Source organism: Enterobacter sp. RHBSTW-00994 (genome assembly GCF_013782625.1).
In the GTDB taxonomy this organism is placed as follows: Bacteria; Pseudomonadota; Gammaproteobacteria; order Enterobacterales; family Enterobacteriaceae; genus Enterobacter.
The window spans coordinates 642,597-657,022 of the sequence record NZ_CP056199.1; the positions used below are offsets into that span (position 1 = coordinate 642,597).

Here is a 14,426-nt window from a genome sequence, read left to right on the forward strand (position 1 = left end):
AGAGGGTATGTGGCAGGATTACGCGATGATGTTCAGTGTAACGTCGATATTGCCGCGAGTTGCGTTGGAGTACGGACAAACAATGTGGGCCGCATCAACCAGTTTTTTGGCTTCAGCAGGGTCCATACCTTCAACGTGGATGTTCAGTTTTGCTTCAATGCCAAAACCGGTTGGCAGTGGACCAATGCCAACTTCACCTTCGATGAACGCATCTTTCGGCAGGGCGAATTTGTCACGTGCCGCGACGAATTTCATTGCGCCCAGGAAGCAAGCAGAATAACCCGCCGCAAACAGCTGCTCAGGGTTAGTGACTTCACCACCCATGCCGCCCATCTCTTTTGGGACACCCAGTTTCACATCCAGTACGCCATCGGAAGAGGTTGCACGGCCATCACGGCCTCCGGTTGCTTTGGCTTTGGCAGTGTAGACAACTTTTTCTAAAGACATGGCAGGTTCCTCATCTTACGTTTATGTGTGCTATTAAATAGCGTGCGATATATGTGTGTAAATAAATACGCGTAAAGTATAGCCTTACGCGTGCTGTAGTTGATGCCGCAAAAGCTCAAGTTGCTGTTTGAGTGCCAGCATGGTCGTGGTATCACATTGTGCTGCACAGCCCACGGCGTGCGGGATACCTTTCGCTTGCTGTTGTAGCGCACGTCCCGCATCACTCAGTGTCACTGCGACCTGACGTTCGTCCTTACGAGAGCGCTGGCGGCTGATCAACCCTGCGCTTTCCAGACGTTTGAGCAGCGGCGTTAATGTTGCTGAATCAAGAAACAGACGTTCACCGATATCCGACACCGTAATATCATCCTGCTCCCAAAGTACCAGCATCACCAGATATTGTGGGTAAGTCAGGTTAAGCGGAGCCAGCAGTTGCCGGTACAGCTTGTTAAGCGCCAGGTTTGCCGAGTAAAGGGCAAAACAGAGCTGGTTATCCAGCAGAAGCGCGGCGGTGGTGTCTTTCGTCTGTGTGTTCATGAGATAAATATAGGTAGTGCGCGATATAATTGCAAGCGATTTTATGGGCAGGTATAACGCAGGGCAACCTGAACGGCCATTTTGCGATAGTGCTGACGCTGGGCATGTTCGTCTGCACCCTCTTCAAACAACAAGGTAAAGGTATAGCTGTTGGCTACGTAGTGGAAACTGAAGCTACTGATGAGACGGTGAAGATCGCGGGCGTCTACCGTTTGGTTGAACAGCTGCTTTTCTTTTCCCCGGCGCAGGATTTCCTCCAGCAGTTCAAGGGCGCTGCGGTTAACCTGACGTAGGTAGCTGGACTGCTGCATAAAGCGACCACGCTGCATGTTTTCCATGCAGATAATGCGAATATAGTCCGGGTGATCGGCATGGTAATCAAAGGTCGTTTCCACCAGATGTACCAGCGCTTCAACGGGAGGCATTCCGGAAAGGCTAAGACGTTTTTCACTGGCACGGATCTGGGTGTAAACATACTCAAGCGCCAGCAGATAAAGGTTTTCTTTCGTCTTGAAATGATAAACGACCATCCGCTTGGTGGTCTCTGCTTTTTCAGCAATCTGCTCCATACGTGCACCATTCAGCCCATATTCAGCAAAGAGCGCAATGGCGCTCTGAAAAATTTTATCCTTCAGGCTGGAAGCTTCATTGTGCTCAGGGGATTCACTGCCAGAGTTAGCCACATCCTTTCCTTATCGTCACCAAACGCAATGCAGGGATTATCACCATGGCAGCGTGAGAACACAAATTTCAAACGCGCGGGCGTTTGCGGTAGAGCCATAAACCGGGAATAGACAGACCAATGGAGAGCGCGCCGACGATTGAGGAGGCTTTAAGGAAATTGCTGAGCAGCAAGATCATTTGTGGCTCGCTGTAACCGAAGTGACTGATTTTGACCGCCGAAATCATAGCCGTATAAGCAGAAATACCGGGGAACATCGGGATCACAGCAGCAACGGTAAAGACTTTTGGGTGCGCCAGATACCAGCGTGACCACTGAATACCAATACTGCCGACCAGCATGGAAGCCATAAACGTAGACCATTCGATGTTAAAACCTGCGGTCATCATAACCATTCGTGAACCATGGCCTATCGCCCCCAAAAGCGCACACCAGGGCAGCGCACGTTGTGGCACGTTGAACACCATCGCAAAACCCACGGCAGGTATAGCAGCCAGAGCCATGTCCTGTGCCAGTGCCAACAAAAAATCGATCATGCCCATCCGCGTAGCCCCCACAACGTCATTGCCATTACGACACCAATGCAGGTCGCGAGCGTCAGCAGGCTGGCAATTGCCCAGCGAGCCAGGCCGGTATTGATGTGTCCTTTGAACATATCAGCAACGGCATTAATCAACGGAAAACCCGGAACCAATAACAGCACGCTGGCTGCCATAGCAACTGTGGGTGTCGCAGCGAAAAGAGGCAGGCGCAGCAGCAAACCTGATACTGTCGTAGCGACAAAGGCGGTGATGCAGAAGTTAATTTGTGGGTGCATTTGTCGGTGTGTCAGCAACTGGCGGACATACATGGCAATCGCACTGGCAAAAAAGGTGATGACTGCCCCATCCCAGCCGCCATTATTGAGCTTACAAAAACAGGCACAGGAGAGGCCAACCATTAATACAACCAGCCAGCGAGGGTAACGTAATGGTTTGATTTGATTGAATCGTTTTTCAATCTCTTTGAGATCCAGAAGCTTGTGCTCAGCCAAAATGACAATATGCTGCACCTCTGTCACAACATGCATATTAATGCCGCGATCGTGATTTTTGCGGGTAGAGGTCAGACACTGCCCGTCTTTTATCGTTGTGAGCACAATGGCGTTTGATGAGATGGAACTTTCAACGCTATCCATCCCCATCGCCAATCCTAGCCGTGTGGATAGCTCCTCGACCAGTGCGCTTTCCGCGCCGTGTTGTAATAGAAAAAGCCCGCACTGAATACAAAGCCGTGTTGTGGCTCGTTGCGTTGACTGATCTGCCTGCATGTAGTGCCCTGAAAAAGAAGAAGGATAGCTTGCCTGATGGCCCTGAATGTTTACTTTTAGCACAAAGTGCAGACCCCCGTGCTCTGGGTCAGATCAATATTTATGCAAACAGTTACACGAATGATGAGAGCAAACAGCGTGTTTTATTATTTTTGGTGTGAATATTTTTAATGAGTAATATAGATTTTTTGTATTTAGTTTTTCTAATTTTATATTTTCATTTTTTTAATGTTGTTTTAATTAAATCTGATTGTCATTTGTGAGATATTAATTCCGTTTTGGGCAATTCTTAATTCATCAAGTGTTATCTCAATGTCTGTTTTTGTTAATCAGTTTGAGATTCAGGGACGAAAAACGTTTTACCTTGATGTATTTTCACTTTATTAAAAAGTAAATGATGAATGGACTCGGAGGAACTATGTTGCCATTGAAGGGTAGGCACGCCGTTGTAATCAGTAAAATACCCGTTATGCAAACTGGGCTTGGCGGTGTAATGGCGTGCAATTTTCCAGATTATGAACTGACCTATTGCCGCTCACAGCAAGAGCTGACTTTACTGCAGTTACGTCGGGCAGGCGTTATTATTGCTGATATTTCAGGTGATTATATCAACCCGCGCGGAGCCCTCGAGCAATACTATGGGTTATTGAATCAATACAGGGAAATTCACTGGATATTCTTAGTCTCTCGCCCCCTCTATTCGATAGCCGTTGAGTTGCTTATGCGTCCTGAGAGCACCCTGCTTTCCGATATGGAACCCATTGAAGGGGTAGTCAGCGCGATACGCGCCGGGAGTAAACGTTCTGAGCGCATTAGCCAGACGCTATTAATCCCCGATTGCCCCGACGTCGATGAGGAGAGTGAGACACTTATTACGCTCACACATTCTGAACGCAAGGTGCTGCGTTTGCTGGGTAAGGGGTGGGGAATAAATCAAATAGCAACGTTGCTTAAGAAGAGTAATAAGACAATTAGCGCTCAGAAAAACAGCGCAATGCGTCGATTGTCACTGCGCAGTAATGCGGATATGTATGCGTGGATTAGCAGTACACAGGGAATGAGAGAGCTGAGTTTAATTTCAGCCTATGGAGAGTTTGAGGAATGGAAAAGACCATTACACCAAGACATATTGCAGTCATCGAAAATTGCGCAATGAGTGCTGTTGGGCTGAAGCATCTTTTTGCTCAGCCTCCACTTAGCCATTATCAGTTACATCTGTTTAATAAATTCGACAGTTTTAACGCGCAGCTTCCCCATACTCCTTTTTTTTCGGTGATTTACTCACTTTCTGATGCTCGTGAGGAACGTCGTAATTGTTTGGCATATTTGCGGGATCTTGCTTTTACCCACGGTGACATTCAGCGGATTGTCCTGGCGGCAGATGAGATGGAGGCGAAGCTGATCAGTCACCTTTCTCCTGCTCGCCTGCATGGCATCATCAGTAAATCCGTGTCTCTTAATCATCTGCTTGAGGGGCTGGTGATGTTACTCAGCGAAACACGCCGAGTGAATGACAACATGATCAACCATTGGTATGTGAGTCAGAATCGAATGCTGAGCCCAACTGAACGGGCGATTTTACGATACATGTCGTTTGGGTATTCCATCCCTGAAATTGCAGAGCAACTCGAACGTAACATTAAGACCATTCGCGCGCATAAGTTTAACGCGATGGTAAAACTAGGTGTCAATTCTGATGTGGGGTTGCTGGATGCGGCAGATATACTGACGCATCTTCCGGCGGTAGATTTTCGTCGTGTAGCGTTAACTGTTCCAGCTTTCTCTTAACAATTTTGCCGCGCGCCAGACCTGTTTTGGCGTCGTGGCTAAATGCAGACATCCACCCATTTCGCTGATGTCAGTTCGGCCATTCTTTCCGGCGAAATACGCACTGCACTGTGTATCCCGCCACCGGCAGGTAACACTTCTGAATACTGTTTTAACGATATATCACAGTACACTGCCAGCGGATTTTCCAGTCCGAAAGGGCATACTCCTCCAACCGGATGTCCGGTCACGATGACCACTTCATCGCTACTGAGCATGCGCGCCTTCGCGCCAAACGTGTCTTTCAATTTTTTGTTATCCAGACGAGCGTCCCCTTTTGCGACAACCAGAATCACTTCATTTTTAACTTTTAGCGATAACGTCTTGGCTATTTGACCTGGTTCAACGCGGTGAGCGGCAGCGGCCAGAGCAACAGTGGCTGTGCTTTGATTGAGCTCTATCACCTCAATATCCGGAGCGTTGTCGGCAAAAAATTGCTGTACAGACTGCAAACTCATTGTTTCCTCCTGACAAATATCCTGCGTAATCTGTCATAAGAAATTATGCTCTGTAAATATCTCTTAAGTAACAAATATCCCATATGGCCGATTTCTGGATCGCCTTCACATTCACAGAAACCGGTTACAGTAACCGGTTGCAGAAGCGTGAAAGGGAGATTAATACTGATGCTGTAACTTCCCCTGTATCCAATAATAAGAGCAAATTATGAAACCATTCCGTTTGAGCTGTACCGCTGGTACAAGAGCCAGCAAGGTTGTGAAGCTGATTTATGGAACAACGTGTGGCGTGAATACGCCCGATACAAACGTCTGACAGGAGATCTGCTATGTCTGCCAACCATGCTGCGTTTAATCTGATATTCCGCTTTGTTGAGAATTACGTAAGCCCGATTGCCGGGCGGATCTCCTCACAACGTCATGTTATGGCCATTCGTGACGGATTTATTTCCGCAATGCCGTTTATGATTGTGGGTTCGTTCTTGTTAGTGTTTGCTTACCCTCCATTTTCTCCAGATACGACCTGGGGGTTTGCCCGTGCCTGGCTGGATATGGCGAAGCAATTTGAAGGCCAAATTCTGACGCCTTTTGATATGACAATGGGCGTCATGTCCATCTACATCTGTGCGGCGATAGCCTATAACCTTGGCAAACACTACGTTAAGTCGCACCAGCTAGACCCTTTTATGTGTGCAATGTTGTCGCTGATGGCGTTTCTGCTGGTGGCTGCACCAAAAACTAAAGGTACATTGCCGGTAGACAGCCTGGGCGGCACAGGGATCTTTACCGCGATTTTGGTGGCAATCTACTGTGTTGAGATGATGCGTTTCCTGAAAGCACATAACATCGGTATTCGCCTGCCTGAACAGGTTCCGCCGATGATCAAGAACTCCTTTGATTTGTTGATTCCTGTGCTTGTGGTTGTGCTGACGCTGTATCCTCTGAGCCTGCTGATCCAGTCTCAGTTTGATATGCTGATCCCACAGGCCATTATGTCTATCTTTAAACCGCTGGTCTCTGCCGCTGACTCTTTACCGGCGATTCTGCTGGCGGTGTTGATTGGTCACTTGCTTTGGTTTGCGGGGATCCATGGCGCGGCGATTGTTTCCGGGATGCTGCAGATGTTCTGGCTGACCAATCTTGGGATGAACCAGACAGCGCTGGCACAAAGCGCGCCGCTTCCACATATCTTTATGGAAGCGTTCTGGACATTCTTTATTGTGATTGGGGGATCGGGTGCAACGATGGGGTTGGTGTTCTGCTATTTGCGTAGCCGCTCCGCGCACTTACGTTCGATTGGGCGTCTGAGCGTTGTACCGAGCATCTTTAATATTAACGAACCGGTGATTTTTGGCACGCCGATCGTCATGAACCCCGTATTCTTTATCCCATTCCTGTTGGCTCCTATGGTCAACGCTGTGCTGGCGTGGGCTGCCATGAAGCTGGATCTGATTGGACGTGTGATCTCTGTTGTCCCCTGGACGGCTCCTGCACCTGTCGGCGCTGCATGGGCGCTTGGGTGGGATTTCCGCGCAGCCGTACTGGTGGTGCTGTTGGCGCTGGTCTCCGCTATCATCTACTACCCATTCTTTAAAGTGTATGAGAAGCAGCTGTTAGCGCAGGAAGCAGAAGAGGCGCAACGTGCAGAAGAAGAGAGCCAGCAAGTCGCATAGACAAACGCAAAACGGCAACTCCAGGTTGCCGTCTTTTGTGTTTTTACCCTCTCCTGACGGAGAGGGTATCTGGCCGCCTGTGATTACTTCAGTGTACAGTCGCCACACTGCTGTACATCAGGAAGGCGATAACGCTGGCAGCAGGTGCGGCGAACCAGAAGCCCATCACGCGGTACAACGGTGCGGAAAAGTGGATTATCACGGCCATCCGAAAGCTGCTTTGTAAAAAAGCAGAACTGACGCAATGCATCAACCTTCTCATCACCTAGCAAGGGTTTCATTTCCGTTAAATACCAGTGAATTAAATACCCGGTATTACTCCAGATGAGTTTCCCGTTGATCTCTCCCGTCTCTTCCAGCGCATCGATAACCGGGATGAGTGTGCGGGTGACTAACTGCTCCATACGTTCCTGAGCGGACAACGAAGGGGCAAGCCGGTCCTCATTAACGTCGATCCAGAAACAGGCTGCTCGCCCGGTTTCATGAAACTCGACATGAAAATACTCAGGTGAGAGATCCAGCATGGCATCCTGGGTTAACAGTGCAACCATGATTGGGGGAACCATCAGGCCGATATACCACTGTGCCCAAAGAGACAGCAACGGTTTGTTTTCCCGTGGCAGAGTCGGTTGATTGCGATAGATATGGTCAGAATACACGGCCAGCAAGGACTGCCGTTCCGCTGGTTGACGCCACTGCGTCAGCGTCATGGCCTGATGTGGGTGTGGCTCATCCAGCTTGATAAAATCCAGCAGATGGGCGCGAGTGCTGGCAATGGTGCTACGTATCGCGTCTGCAAGTGTATTTTCCCCGGTGGAGAGACGGGCTCGCCAGAGTATTGGGTCAACGGCTTGTGCGGTACGAGTGGCCATAGTAATTGGATGGAAATCTAAATGATAATGATTGCCAATCCTAGCTATAGCGCATGGCGATCGCAAGTCTTTTGTCCTGGAGGGCAAAGTGCTTGCTAAATGGTTTCCAGCTCTTCGCTCAACAGAATATTGTTGCGCCCCATATGTTTAGCTTCGTAGAGGGCTTTATCGGCTTTTTCCAGAGCAATCTCCACATCTTCTCCTTCAAAAATAGCGATACCAATGCTGATAGTGACATTGGTGGCGACACTTTCGTTGAACATATGCGGGATTTTCAGATCGTACACTTTCTGACGAATGCGTTCGGCTGTTTGGCGTGCATTTTCGAGGGAAATGTTGGTCAGAAGTACCATAAACTCTTCCCCGCCAAAGCGGGCGACGATATCTCGTGAACGCACCGCATCACGGATCGCGGCAGAGACGCGTATCAGGGCTTGATCGCCCATCATATGACCGTAGTGGTCGTTGTAGGCTTTAAAGTGGTCGATATCCAGCAAGAGAACAAAATGTTCCCCGGTGTCCGGAGCCGGAAGATTCTTTAAACGGCTTTGCAAGCCACGTCGATTATACAGACCCGTAAGAGGATCCATCATGCTGAGATCGGTGAGTGTTTCCCGTTCTTCAAGCAGTTGATATAGCAACTGCTGAGCGAAATGATCGTTGCGACGCTGTAGGACATGATGAATGCCAATAGCCACCATTGGTAACGCGAGAGAGTATGTCATTCGCAGCCACTCTTCGTGGTTACTTAACCACAGGCAGGTAATAAACGTTGGCAATGAATGCAGGGTAAACGCTTTGATGTTACTTGCGAAAGCCAGCGATCCTATAAAAAGAACACTTAATAGTGCCAACATCAAATAGGTCGCATGATTGTGCGTAATAAGCGAAAATTTATAGGCGATTTGCCAGGCCCATAAAAAACCAAAGAGTGTTGAAACAACAGGAATATTGATTTTTTTAGATGCGTATTTCCAGTGCCAAAACAGTAAACCTGCGCTCAGTGTGAAAATCACAAACAGGGGCACAGAGAGCAAGCGCACCGAATAGAGCGGGTTTGTTACCGAGAACATTGCCGAGGCAGCGTTCAGAAATAAAAACAAACGTAAAGATAACTGATATTTCTTGTTGAGCAAAGACCGCCAGGATTGTGATGTCATATTAGTGCGTTTTTATTAAAATTTAATTAAAACAAACAAATAGGTGCTACTGGAAAATAGTGAGTGCAAAAAAATCGTATTGTTATTATCTGCGAAACATTATAGGTAGTTAACAGGTGAGCAATTTATCACCTTAGGCATTTCCTGTCATTATAGGAAAGGTAAAGGTCGATGAATTCTGATTATGGATGCTGACAAATGATAATTGTTATCATATGATATTGGTTATTATTATCGTATCCAGAGGGTAAACCATGTTGAGCAGGGCGCTGGGAAGTGGTTGGGGTGTGTTGCTGCCTGGGATGATCATCGGAGGGCTGATGTATGCCGATCTTTCCATCACCATCTGGAAAGTGATTATTGTGTCTGGATTGCTGATTACGTCTGCAATGATTTGGCACAAGCAATTGAGGCATTTCGTACTATTGCCGTCATGCGTTGCACTAATCAGTGGCATGTTGGTGATAATGATGAGTTTGAAATGATAGAAAATATCTGGGTGAACATCAGAAGAGAAATAAGATAATTGGTGCGAGGGGGGGGACTTGAACCCCCACGTCCGTAAGAACACTAACACCTGAAGCTAGCGCGTCTACCAATTCCGCCACCTTCGCACAGTCATCTTATTTTTTGATATCGCCTCGTTGGTGCGAGGGGGGGGACTTGAACCCCCACGTCCGTAAGAACACTAACACCTGAAGCTAGCGCGTCTACCAATTCCGCCACCTTCGCCCAGTGCGAGCAATATCAACATGGTTTTTGGTGCGAGGGGGGGGACTTGAACCCCCACGTCCGTAAGGACACTAACACCTGAAGCTAGCGCGTCTACCAATTCCGCCACCATCGCATACCATCGATACTGTAAAAGTATCGTAACCACGGAGGCGCATTCTAGATGTTTTCAGCTTTTCGTCAACAGAAAATTGTGTAGGGTGTTTTGATTGATGCAAAAATGGACATTTAAGTTACCCGGCAAGCAGAGTTGCTGCCGGGCAAGGAGGATTATTTTTTCGCCTGACGCGTCATCACGGTGCGATAGACTTTAAAGCGGCCCGTCTGCGCAATCACTTCATGGAAGCCAAAAGTTTCGTCCAGGATCTTCGGATACGGGAGGAAGGCGTTGGCAACGATACGCAGCTCACCACCGCTATTCAGATGACGCACCGCGCCACGAATCAGTGTTTGTGCTGCTTCAAGGCTGGTTTCCATCCCATCATGGAACGGTGGATTAGAGATGATCATGTCAAATCGACCGGTAATGTCGGAGAAGACATTGCTGGCATAGACATCACCTTCAATGCCGTTTGCGGCCAGCGTTGCACGGCTGGCTTCAACGGCCGGTGCGCTTACATCGCACAGTGATAAACGTACTTTGGGCGAATGGCTGGCGAGGACAACGGAAAGTACCCCCGCACCACAACCAACGTCCAGCACTTTACCTTTGGTATGCGGAGTCAGTGTAGAGAGCAACAACTGACTCCCAACATCCAGACCATCACGGCTAAAGACGCCCGGGAGGGTTTTAATGGTTAGGCCATCAAGCTGGTACTCACCCCAATATTTTTCCGCATCAAATGTCGTCTGTTTTTCCAGACGGCCATGATACAGGCCACAGCGACGGGCACTGTCGATTTTGTTCAGTGTGCAGTATTCGGCCAGAATTTGTTCGGCACTGCGAACGCCGCTGCGATTTTCACCGACAACGAAGATATCGCAACCAACCGGCAGCAAAGAGAGCAGGTTCATCAACTGGAACTGAGCCTCAGGTTTGTTCTTAGGCCAGTAGTAGATCAGTGTGTCACAATCTGCCACATCGTGTTGTTCAGCGACCAGACTAAAGCGAACACGTTCGCCCATCTGGCGGCTTAAAAGCTGCCAGTGGTGTAACTGTTGAGTATGTGCGCGGCTCTCAGCGCATTCGAAACGGGCAGGCAGGTCGTCCTGCATATCTCCGGCAAAAAAAATACGGCTTTGTTCGAAATCATCACTGTGACGCAGCAAGACTTCACTTGCCGGGGTAAATGCAGACATGAATTGTTCCTCGATAAACACTGGCGGCGATTATAGTAGTTTGATGGCGCAGATACGACAGGTTTGGTATATTTGCGCGCCTGACAGACAGGAGTTTTCACTATGACATCCCGACGAGAGTGGCAGTTGCAGCAACTGGGGATCACTCAGTGGGCCCTGCGCCGCCCGACGGCACTGCAGGGTGAAATTGCCATTTCCCTTCCTGAACATGTTCGCCTGGTGATAGTGGCTGATGAACCGCCAGCACCCGGAGAAGTAGTGATCAGCGATGTATTACGCGCGCTGGCACTTACCCCTGATCAGGTCGTGTTGTTGACTCCGGATCGCGTGGCGATGTTGCCACATGGGAGTCGCTGTAATAGCTGGCGGCTTGGAGGAACGGAAGCGATCGCGCTAGAAGGTGGCCGCCTGGTGTCCCCGGCGCTTGACGAACTGAAGGAAAACCCTGTAGCGCGACGCGCGCTGTGGCAACAAATCTGCGAATATGAACACAATTTCTTCCCTCAAACCGTCTGATTTAACGCAGGCATTCGCTATTGAAAAGCGCGCCCATTCCTTTCCATGGAGCGAAAAAACGTTTGCCAGTAATCAAGGCGAGCGTTATCTGAACTATCGGTTGGATGTCGATAACACAATGGCGGCTTTCGCCATTACTCAGGTCGTTCTCGATGAAGCGACGCTGTTTAATATCGCTGTCGATCCTGCGTTTCAGCGCCGTGGGCTGGGTCGGGAACTGCTGGAGTTTTTAATTCGTGAGCTGGAAACACGTGATGTGTTTACGCTGTGGCTGGAGGTTCGGGCATCTAACGTTGCTGCCATCGCACTCTATGAAAGCTTAGGCTTTAACGAGGCAACGATTCGCCGAAATTACTACCCTACAGCGGAAGGTCGCGAAGATGCCATTATCATGGCCTTACCGATTGGATAACGAAAAAGGTTGTAACGATGAACTGGGACTGGATTTTCTTTGACGCTGACGAAACGCTGTTTACGTTTGATTCGTTTGGCGGTCTACAGCGGATGTTTCTGGACTATAGCATTACCTTTACCGCTGAGGATTTTCAGGACTATCAGGCGGTGAATAAGCCACTGTGGGTCGATTACCAGAATGGGGCTATCACCGCGTTACAACTGCAACATCAGCGTTTTGAAAGCTGGGCTGAACGTCTGAACGTGACGCCGGGTGCGCTGAATGACGCATTTCTTAATGCGATGGCTGAGATTTGCGCCCCGTTACCGGGCGCCGTTTCCCTGCTGGCATCGTTAAAAGGTAAAGCGAAGCTTGGGATCATCACCAATGGGTTTACTGCATTACAACAGATCCGCCTTGAGCGAACAGGACTGCGTGACCACTTTGATGCACTGGTGATTTCTGAACAAGTGGGTGTACCAAAACCCGATCCGCGTATTTTTGATTATGCACTGGAACAAGCGGGTCATCCTGATCGTGAGCGTGTGCTGATGGTGGGGGATACAGCGGAGTCGGATATCCTTGGCGGGAATAATTCAGGGTTAGCGACAGTGTGGCTAAATGCACACAACCGCGTATTGCCAGATGGTATTAAACCAACCTGGACCGTCTCATCATTGAACGAACTGGAGCAACTCCTGTGTAAACAATGATTGCCTGCCCCCTATTGATGGGTAAAATAGCCGCAATTTCGTATTCCATGATGCGTGGCCTGCTGCCGCGCTTATATAAGAAGATTTAATTATGACGTTGTCTCCTTATCTGCAAGAGGTGGCGAAACGCCGTACTTTTGCCATTATTTCTCACCCGGATGCCGGTAAAACGACCATTACCGAAAAGGTATTGCTGTTCGGACAGGCGATTCAAACGGCGGGAACGGTTAAAGGCCGTGGCTCCAGCCAGCATGCGAAATCTGACTGGATGGAGATGGAAAAGCAGCGTGGTATTTCGATCACCACGTCCGTAATGCAATTCCCGTATCACGACTGCCTGGTAAACCTGCTGGATACCCCAGGCCATGAAGACTTCTCCGAAGATACCTACCGTACTCTTACGGCGGTGGACTGCTGTCTGATGGTGATCGATGCCGCGAAAGGTGTAGAAGATCGTACCCGTAAGCTGATGGAAGTTACCCGTCTGCGTGATACGCCGATTCTGACCTTTATGAACAAACTTGACCGTGACATCCGTGATCCGATGGAAGTGATGGATGAAGTTGAAAGTGAACTGAAAATCGCCTGTGCGCCGATTACCTGGCCGATTGGCTGCGGTAAGCTGTTCAAGGGCGTTTATCACCTCTATAAAGACGAAACCTATCTGTATCAGACGGGTCAGGGCCACACCATTCAGGAAGTGCGCATTGTTAAAGGTCTGGATAACCCGGATCTGGACAAGGCGGTGGGTGAAGAGTTGGCCGCGCAACTGCGCGACGAGCTGGAACTGGTGAAAGGGGCATCCCACGAGTTTGACAAAGATCTGTTCCTGGCCGGCGAAATCACACCTGTGTTCTTTGGTACTGCGTTGGGTAACTTTGGTGTCGACCATATGCTTGACGGCTTGATTGAGTGGGCCCCGCGTCCGATGCCGCGTAAAACCGACGCGCGTGAAGTGGAAGCACAGGAAGAAAAGTTCACCGGTTTTGTCTTCAAAATCCAGGCGAACATGGACCCGAAACACCGTGACCGTGTGGCATTTATGCGTGTCGTATCCGGTAAGTATGAAAAAGGGATGAAGCTGCGTCAGGTACGCACCGGTAAAGATGTTGTGATTTCCGATGCGCTGACCTTTATGGCAGGCGACCGTTCGCATGTTGAGGAAGCTTATCCGGGCGATATCATTGGCCTGCACAACCACGGTACGATCCAGATCGGTGATACTTTCACCCAGGGCGAGATGATGAAGTTCACCGGTATTCCGAACTTTGCTCCAGAACTCTTCCGCCGCATTCGCCTGCGCGATCCGTTGAAGCAGAAACAGCTCCTGAAGGGCCTGGTTCAGCTTTCTGAAGAAGGTGCGGTGCAGGTGTTCCGCCCGATAGCGAACAATGATCTCATCGTCGGTGCTGTGGGGGTACTGCAGTTTGATGTGGTGGTTGCGCGTCTTAAGAGTGAATACAACGTTGAAGCGATTTACGAATCGGTGAACGTTGCCACTGCGCGTTGGGTTGAATGTTCGGACGTCAAGAAATTCGAAGAATTTAAGCGTAAGAACGAAATCCAGTTGGCACTGGATGGTGGTGATAACCTGACCTATATCGCTCCAACAATGGTAAACCTGAATTTGACTCAGGAACGTTATCCTGACGTCCAGTTCCGTAAAACCCGCGAACACTAATCCCCTTTCAGAGCACGGCAATCGCCGTGCTCTTTGTAATTTCCTGCCTTATTAATCCCTTGCGGAATGTTCTTAAATCGCCCGACTTTTCTGTTGTTTGCTTGTTTTTTAACCCATTCTGAATGC

17 protein-coding genes and 3 tRNA genes are annotated in these 14,426 nt (G+C 49.1%); 8 read left to right on the forward strand and 12 right to left on the reverse strand.

The features are described from left to right. Nucleotides 1–18: 18 nt before the first annotated feature. The 5 genes from HV346_RS03070 to HV346_RS03090 all read right to left on the reverse strand — a co-directional run bounded on the left by HV346_RS03070 (nucleotide 19) and on the right by HV346_RS03090 (nucleotide 2,975). Nucleotides 19–447, reverse strand: a complete 429-nt coding sequence (locus HV346_RS03070) for an organic hydroperoxide resistance protein (RefSeq protein ID WP_126545177.1) — start codon at nucleotides 445–447, stop codon at nucleotides 19–21. 84 nt (nucleotides 448–531) lie between these two features. Continuing rightward, the gene (locus HV346_RS03075; protein WP_181622137.1) at nucleotides 532–984 is read right to left on the reverse strand and encodes a MarR family transcriptional regulator; all 453 of its coding nucleotides are present in this window, start codon (nucleotides 982–984) and stop codon (nucleotides 532–534) included. Nucleotides 985–1,025: 41 nt separating this feature from the next. Next, nucleotides 1,026–1,667: a TetR family transcriptional regulator gene (locus HV346_RS03080; RefSeq protein ID WP_181622138.1), complete on the reverse strand. Its 642-nt coding sequence runs from the start codon at nucleotides 1,665–1,667 to the stop codon at nucleotides 1,026–1,028. Nucleotides 1,668–1,734: 67 nt separating this feature from the next. After that, entirely contained in the window at nucleotides 1,735–2,208 is a 474-nt protein-coding gene (locus HV346_RS03085; protein WP_181622139.1) for a threonine/serine exporter, read from the reverse strand. Then, nucleotides 2,199–2,975 (reverse strand): threonine/serine exporter ThrE family protein, encoded by a 777-nt coding sequence (locus HV346_RS03090; RefSeq protein ID WP_181623680.1) that lies wholly within the window; start codon nucleotides 2,973–2,975, stop codon nucleotides 2,199–2,201. The genes HV346_RS03085 and HV346_RS03090 overlap by 10 nt, the downstream gene beginning before the upstream one ends. 418 nt (nucleotides 2,976–3,393) lie before the next feature. Here HV346_RS03090 and HV346_RS03095 point away from each other — a divergent pair, with 418 nt between their 5' ends. Both HV346_RS03095 and bglJ read left to right on the forward strand, forming a co-directional pair. After that, nucleotides 3,394–4,131, forward strand: a complete 738-nt coding sequence (locus HV346_RS03095) for a LuxR C-terminal-related transcriptional regulator (RefSeq protein WP_181623682.1) — start codon at nucleotides 3,394–3,396, stop codon at nucleotides 4,129–4,131. Next, nucleotides 4,128–4,763 carry a DNA-binding transcriptional activator BglJ gene (gene bglJ / locus HV346_RS03100; RefSeq protein ID WP_181623681.1) on the forward strand — a complete coding sequence of 212 codons (636 nt, stop codon included), beginning with the start codon at nucleotides 4,128–4,130 and terminating at the stop codon, nucleotides 4,761–4,763. Before HV346_RS03095 ends, bglJ begins: the two co-directional genes overlap by 4 nt. Nucleotides 4,764–4,801: 38 nt before the next feature. Here the strand turns inward: bglJ and HV346_RS03105 are convergent, their stop codons facing one another. Further along, nucleotides 4,802–5,260: a YbaK/EbsC family protein gene (locus HV346_RS03105; RefSeq protein WP_181622140.1), complete on the reverse strand. Its 459-nt coding sequence runs from the start codon at nucleotides 5,258–5,260 to the stop codon at nucleotides 4,802–4,804. Nucleotides 5,261–5,589: 329 nt separating this feature from the next. Here HV346_RS03105 and HV346_RS03110 point away from each other — a divergent pair, with 329 nt between their 5' ends. Further along, nucleotides 5,590–6,933, forward strand: a complete 1,344-nt coding sequence (locus HV346_RS03110) for a PTS transporter subunit EIIC (RefSeq protein ID WP_181622141.1) — start codon at nucleotides 5,590–5,592, stop codon at nucleotides 6,931–6,933. 83 nt (nucleotides 6,934–7,016) lie between these two features. On the opposite strand, the gene fhuF is transcribed toward HV346_RS03110, so the two are convergent. Then, nucleotides 7,017–7,805, reverse strand: coding sequence for a siderophore-iron reductase FhuF (gene fhuF, locus HV346_RS03115; RefSeq protein WP_181622142.1), 789 nt, complete (start codon nucleotides 7,803–7,805; stop codon nucleotides 7,017–7,019). A gap of 95 nt (nucleotides 7,806–7,900) precedes the next feature. Beyond that, nucleotides 7,901–8,965: a GGDEF domain-containing protein gene (locus HV346_RS03120; RefSeq protein ID WP_181622143.1), complete on the reverse strand. Its 1,065-nt coding sequence runs from the start codon at nucleotides 8,963–8,965 to the stop codon at nucleotides 7,901–7,903. Nucleotides 8,966–9,219: 254 nt separating this feature from the next. Between HV346_RS03120 and HV346_RS03125 the strand changes: the two genes are divergently transcribed. After that, a complete protein-coding gene (locus HV346_RS03125) occupies nucleotides 9,220–9,450 on the forward strand; it encodes a DUF1435 domain-containing protein (protein ID WP_181622144.1) in 231 nt (76 codons plus the stop codon). 42 nt (nucleotides 9,451–9,492) lie between these two features. Here HV346_RS03125 and HV346_RS03130 read toward each other — a convergent pair. The 4 genes from HV346_RS03130 to rsmC all read right to left on the reverse strand — a co-directional run bounded on the left by HV346_RS03130 (nucleotide 9,493) and on the right by rsmC (nucleotide 10,996). After that, a tRNA-Leu gene (locus HV346_RS03130) sits at nucleotides 9,493–9,579 on the reverse strand. Nucleotides 9,580–9,610: 31 nt separating this feature from the next. Continuing rightward, nucleotides 9,611–9,697 (reverse strand) — tRNA-Leu (locus HV346_RS03135). A 28-nt stretch (nucleotides 9,698–9,725) separates the two neighbouring features. After that, nucleotides 9,726–9,812, reverse strand: a tRNA-Leu gene (locus tag HV346_RS03140). Between the two features lie 155 nt (nucleotides 9,813–9,967). Continuing rightward, nucleotides 9,968–10,996, reverse strand: coding sequence for a 16S rRNA (guanine(1207)-N(2))-methyltransferase RsmC (gene rsmC / locus HV346_RS03145; protein ID WP_181622145.1), 1,029 nt, complete (start codon nucleotides 10,994–10,996; stop codon nucleotides 9,968–9,970). Nucleotides 10,997–11,098: 102 nt separating this feature from the next. Between rsmC and HV346_RS03150 the strand changes: the two genes are divergently transcribed. The 4 genes from HV346_RS03150 to prfC all read left to right on the forward strand — a co-directional run bounded on the left by HV346_RS03150 (nucleotide 11,099) and on the right by prfC (nucleotide 14,300). After that, entirely contained in the window at nucleotides 11,099–11,512 is a 414-nt protein-coding gene (locus HV346_RS03150) for a DNA polymerase III subunit psi (protein ID WP_181622146.1), read from the forward strand. Then, the gene (gene rimI, locus HV346_RS03155; RefSeq protein WP_181622147.1) at nucleotides 11,481–11,924 is read left to right on the forward strand and encodes a ribosomal protein S18-alanine N-acetyltransferase; all 444 of its coding nucleotides are present in this window, start codon (nucleotides 11,481–11,483) and stop codon (nucleotides 11,922–11,924) included. Before HV346_RS03150 ends, rimI begins: the two co-directional genes overlap by 32 nt. 17 nt (nucleotides 11,925–11,941) lie before the next feature. Then, nucleotides 11,942–12,619, forward strand: coding sequence for a pyrimidine 5'-nucleotidase (gene yjjG / locus HV346_RS03160; protein ID WP_181622148.1), 678 nt, complete (start codon nucleotides 11,942–11,944; stop codon nucleotides 12,617–12,619). A gap of 91 nt (nucleotides 12,620–12,710) precedes the next feature. Continuing rightward, nucleotides 12,711–14,300: a peptide chain release factor 3 gene (gene prfC, locus HV346_RS03165; RefSeq protein WP_181622149.1), complete on the forward strand. Its 1,590-nt coding sequence runs from the start codon at nucleotides 12,711–12,713 to the stop codon at nucleotides 14,298–14,300. Nucleotides 14,301–14,426 lie beyond the last annotated feature (126 nt).

Bases quoted from the DNA above. Each gene is read 5' to 3' on its own strand.
- HV346_RS03105 (WP_181622140.1), bottom strand. From the start codon at position 5,260: ATGAGTTTGCAGTCTGTACAGCAATTTTTTGCCGACAACGCTCCGGAT.
- HV346_RS03090 (WP_181623680.1), bottom strand. From the start codon at position 2,975: ATGCAGGCAGATCAGTCAACGCAACGAGCCACAACACGGCTTTGTATT.
- prfC (WP_181622149.1), top strand. From the start codon at position 12,711: ATGACGTTGTCTCCTTATCTGCAAGAGGTGGCGAAACGCCGTACTTTT.
- bglJ (WP_181623681.1), top strand. From the start codon at position 4,128: ATGAGTGCTGTTGGGCTGAAGCATCTTTTTGCTCAGCCTCCACTTAGC.
- HV346_RS03075 (WP_181622137.1), bottom strand. From the start codon at position 984: ATGAACACACAGACGAAAGACACCACCGCCGCGCTTCTGCTGGATAAC.
- HV346_RS03125 (WP_181622144.1), top strand. From the start codon at position 9,220: ATGTTGAGCAGGGCGCTGGGAAGTGGTTGGGGTGTGTTGCTGCCTGGG.
- rimI (WP_181622147.1), top strand. From the start codon at position 11,481: ATGAACACAATTTCTTCCCTCAAACCGTCTGATTTAACGCAGGCATTC.
- HV346_RS03150 (WP_181622146.1), top strand. From the start codon at position 11,099: ATGACATCCCGACGAGAGTGGCAGTTGCAGCAACTGGGGATCACTCAG.
- fhuF (WP_181622142.1), bottom strand. From the start codon at position 7,805: ATGGCCACTCGTACCGCACAAGCCGTTGACCCAATACTCTGGCGAGCC.
- rsmC (WP_181622145.1), bottom strand. From the start codon at position 10,996: ATGTCTGCATTTACCCCGGCAAGTGAAGTCTTGCTGCGTCACAGTGAT.
- HV346_RS03095 (WP_181623682.1), top strand. From the start codon at position 3,394: ATGTTGCCATTGAAGGGTAGGCACGCCGTTGTAATCAGTAAAATACCC.
- HV346_RS03110 (WP_181622141.1), top strand. From the start codon at position 5,590: ATGTCTGCCAACCATGCTGCGTTTAATCTGATATTCCGCTTTGTTGAG.
- HV346_RS03085 (WP_181622139.1), bottom strand. From the start codon at position 2,208: ATGGGCATGATCGATTTTTTGTTGGCACTGGCACAGGACATGGCTCTG.
- HV346_RS03070 (WP_126545177.1), bottom strand. From the start codon at position 447: ATGTCTTTAGAAAAAGTTGTCTACACTGCCAAAGCCAAAGCAACCGGA.
- yjjG (WP_181622148.1), top strand. From the start codon at position 11,942: ATGAACTGGGACTGGATTTTCTTTGACGCTGACGAAACGCTGTTTACG.
- HV346_RS03120 (WP_181622143.1), bottom strand. From the start codon at position 8,965: ATGACATCACAATCCTGGCGGTCTTTGCTCAACAAGAAATATCAGTTA.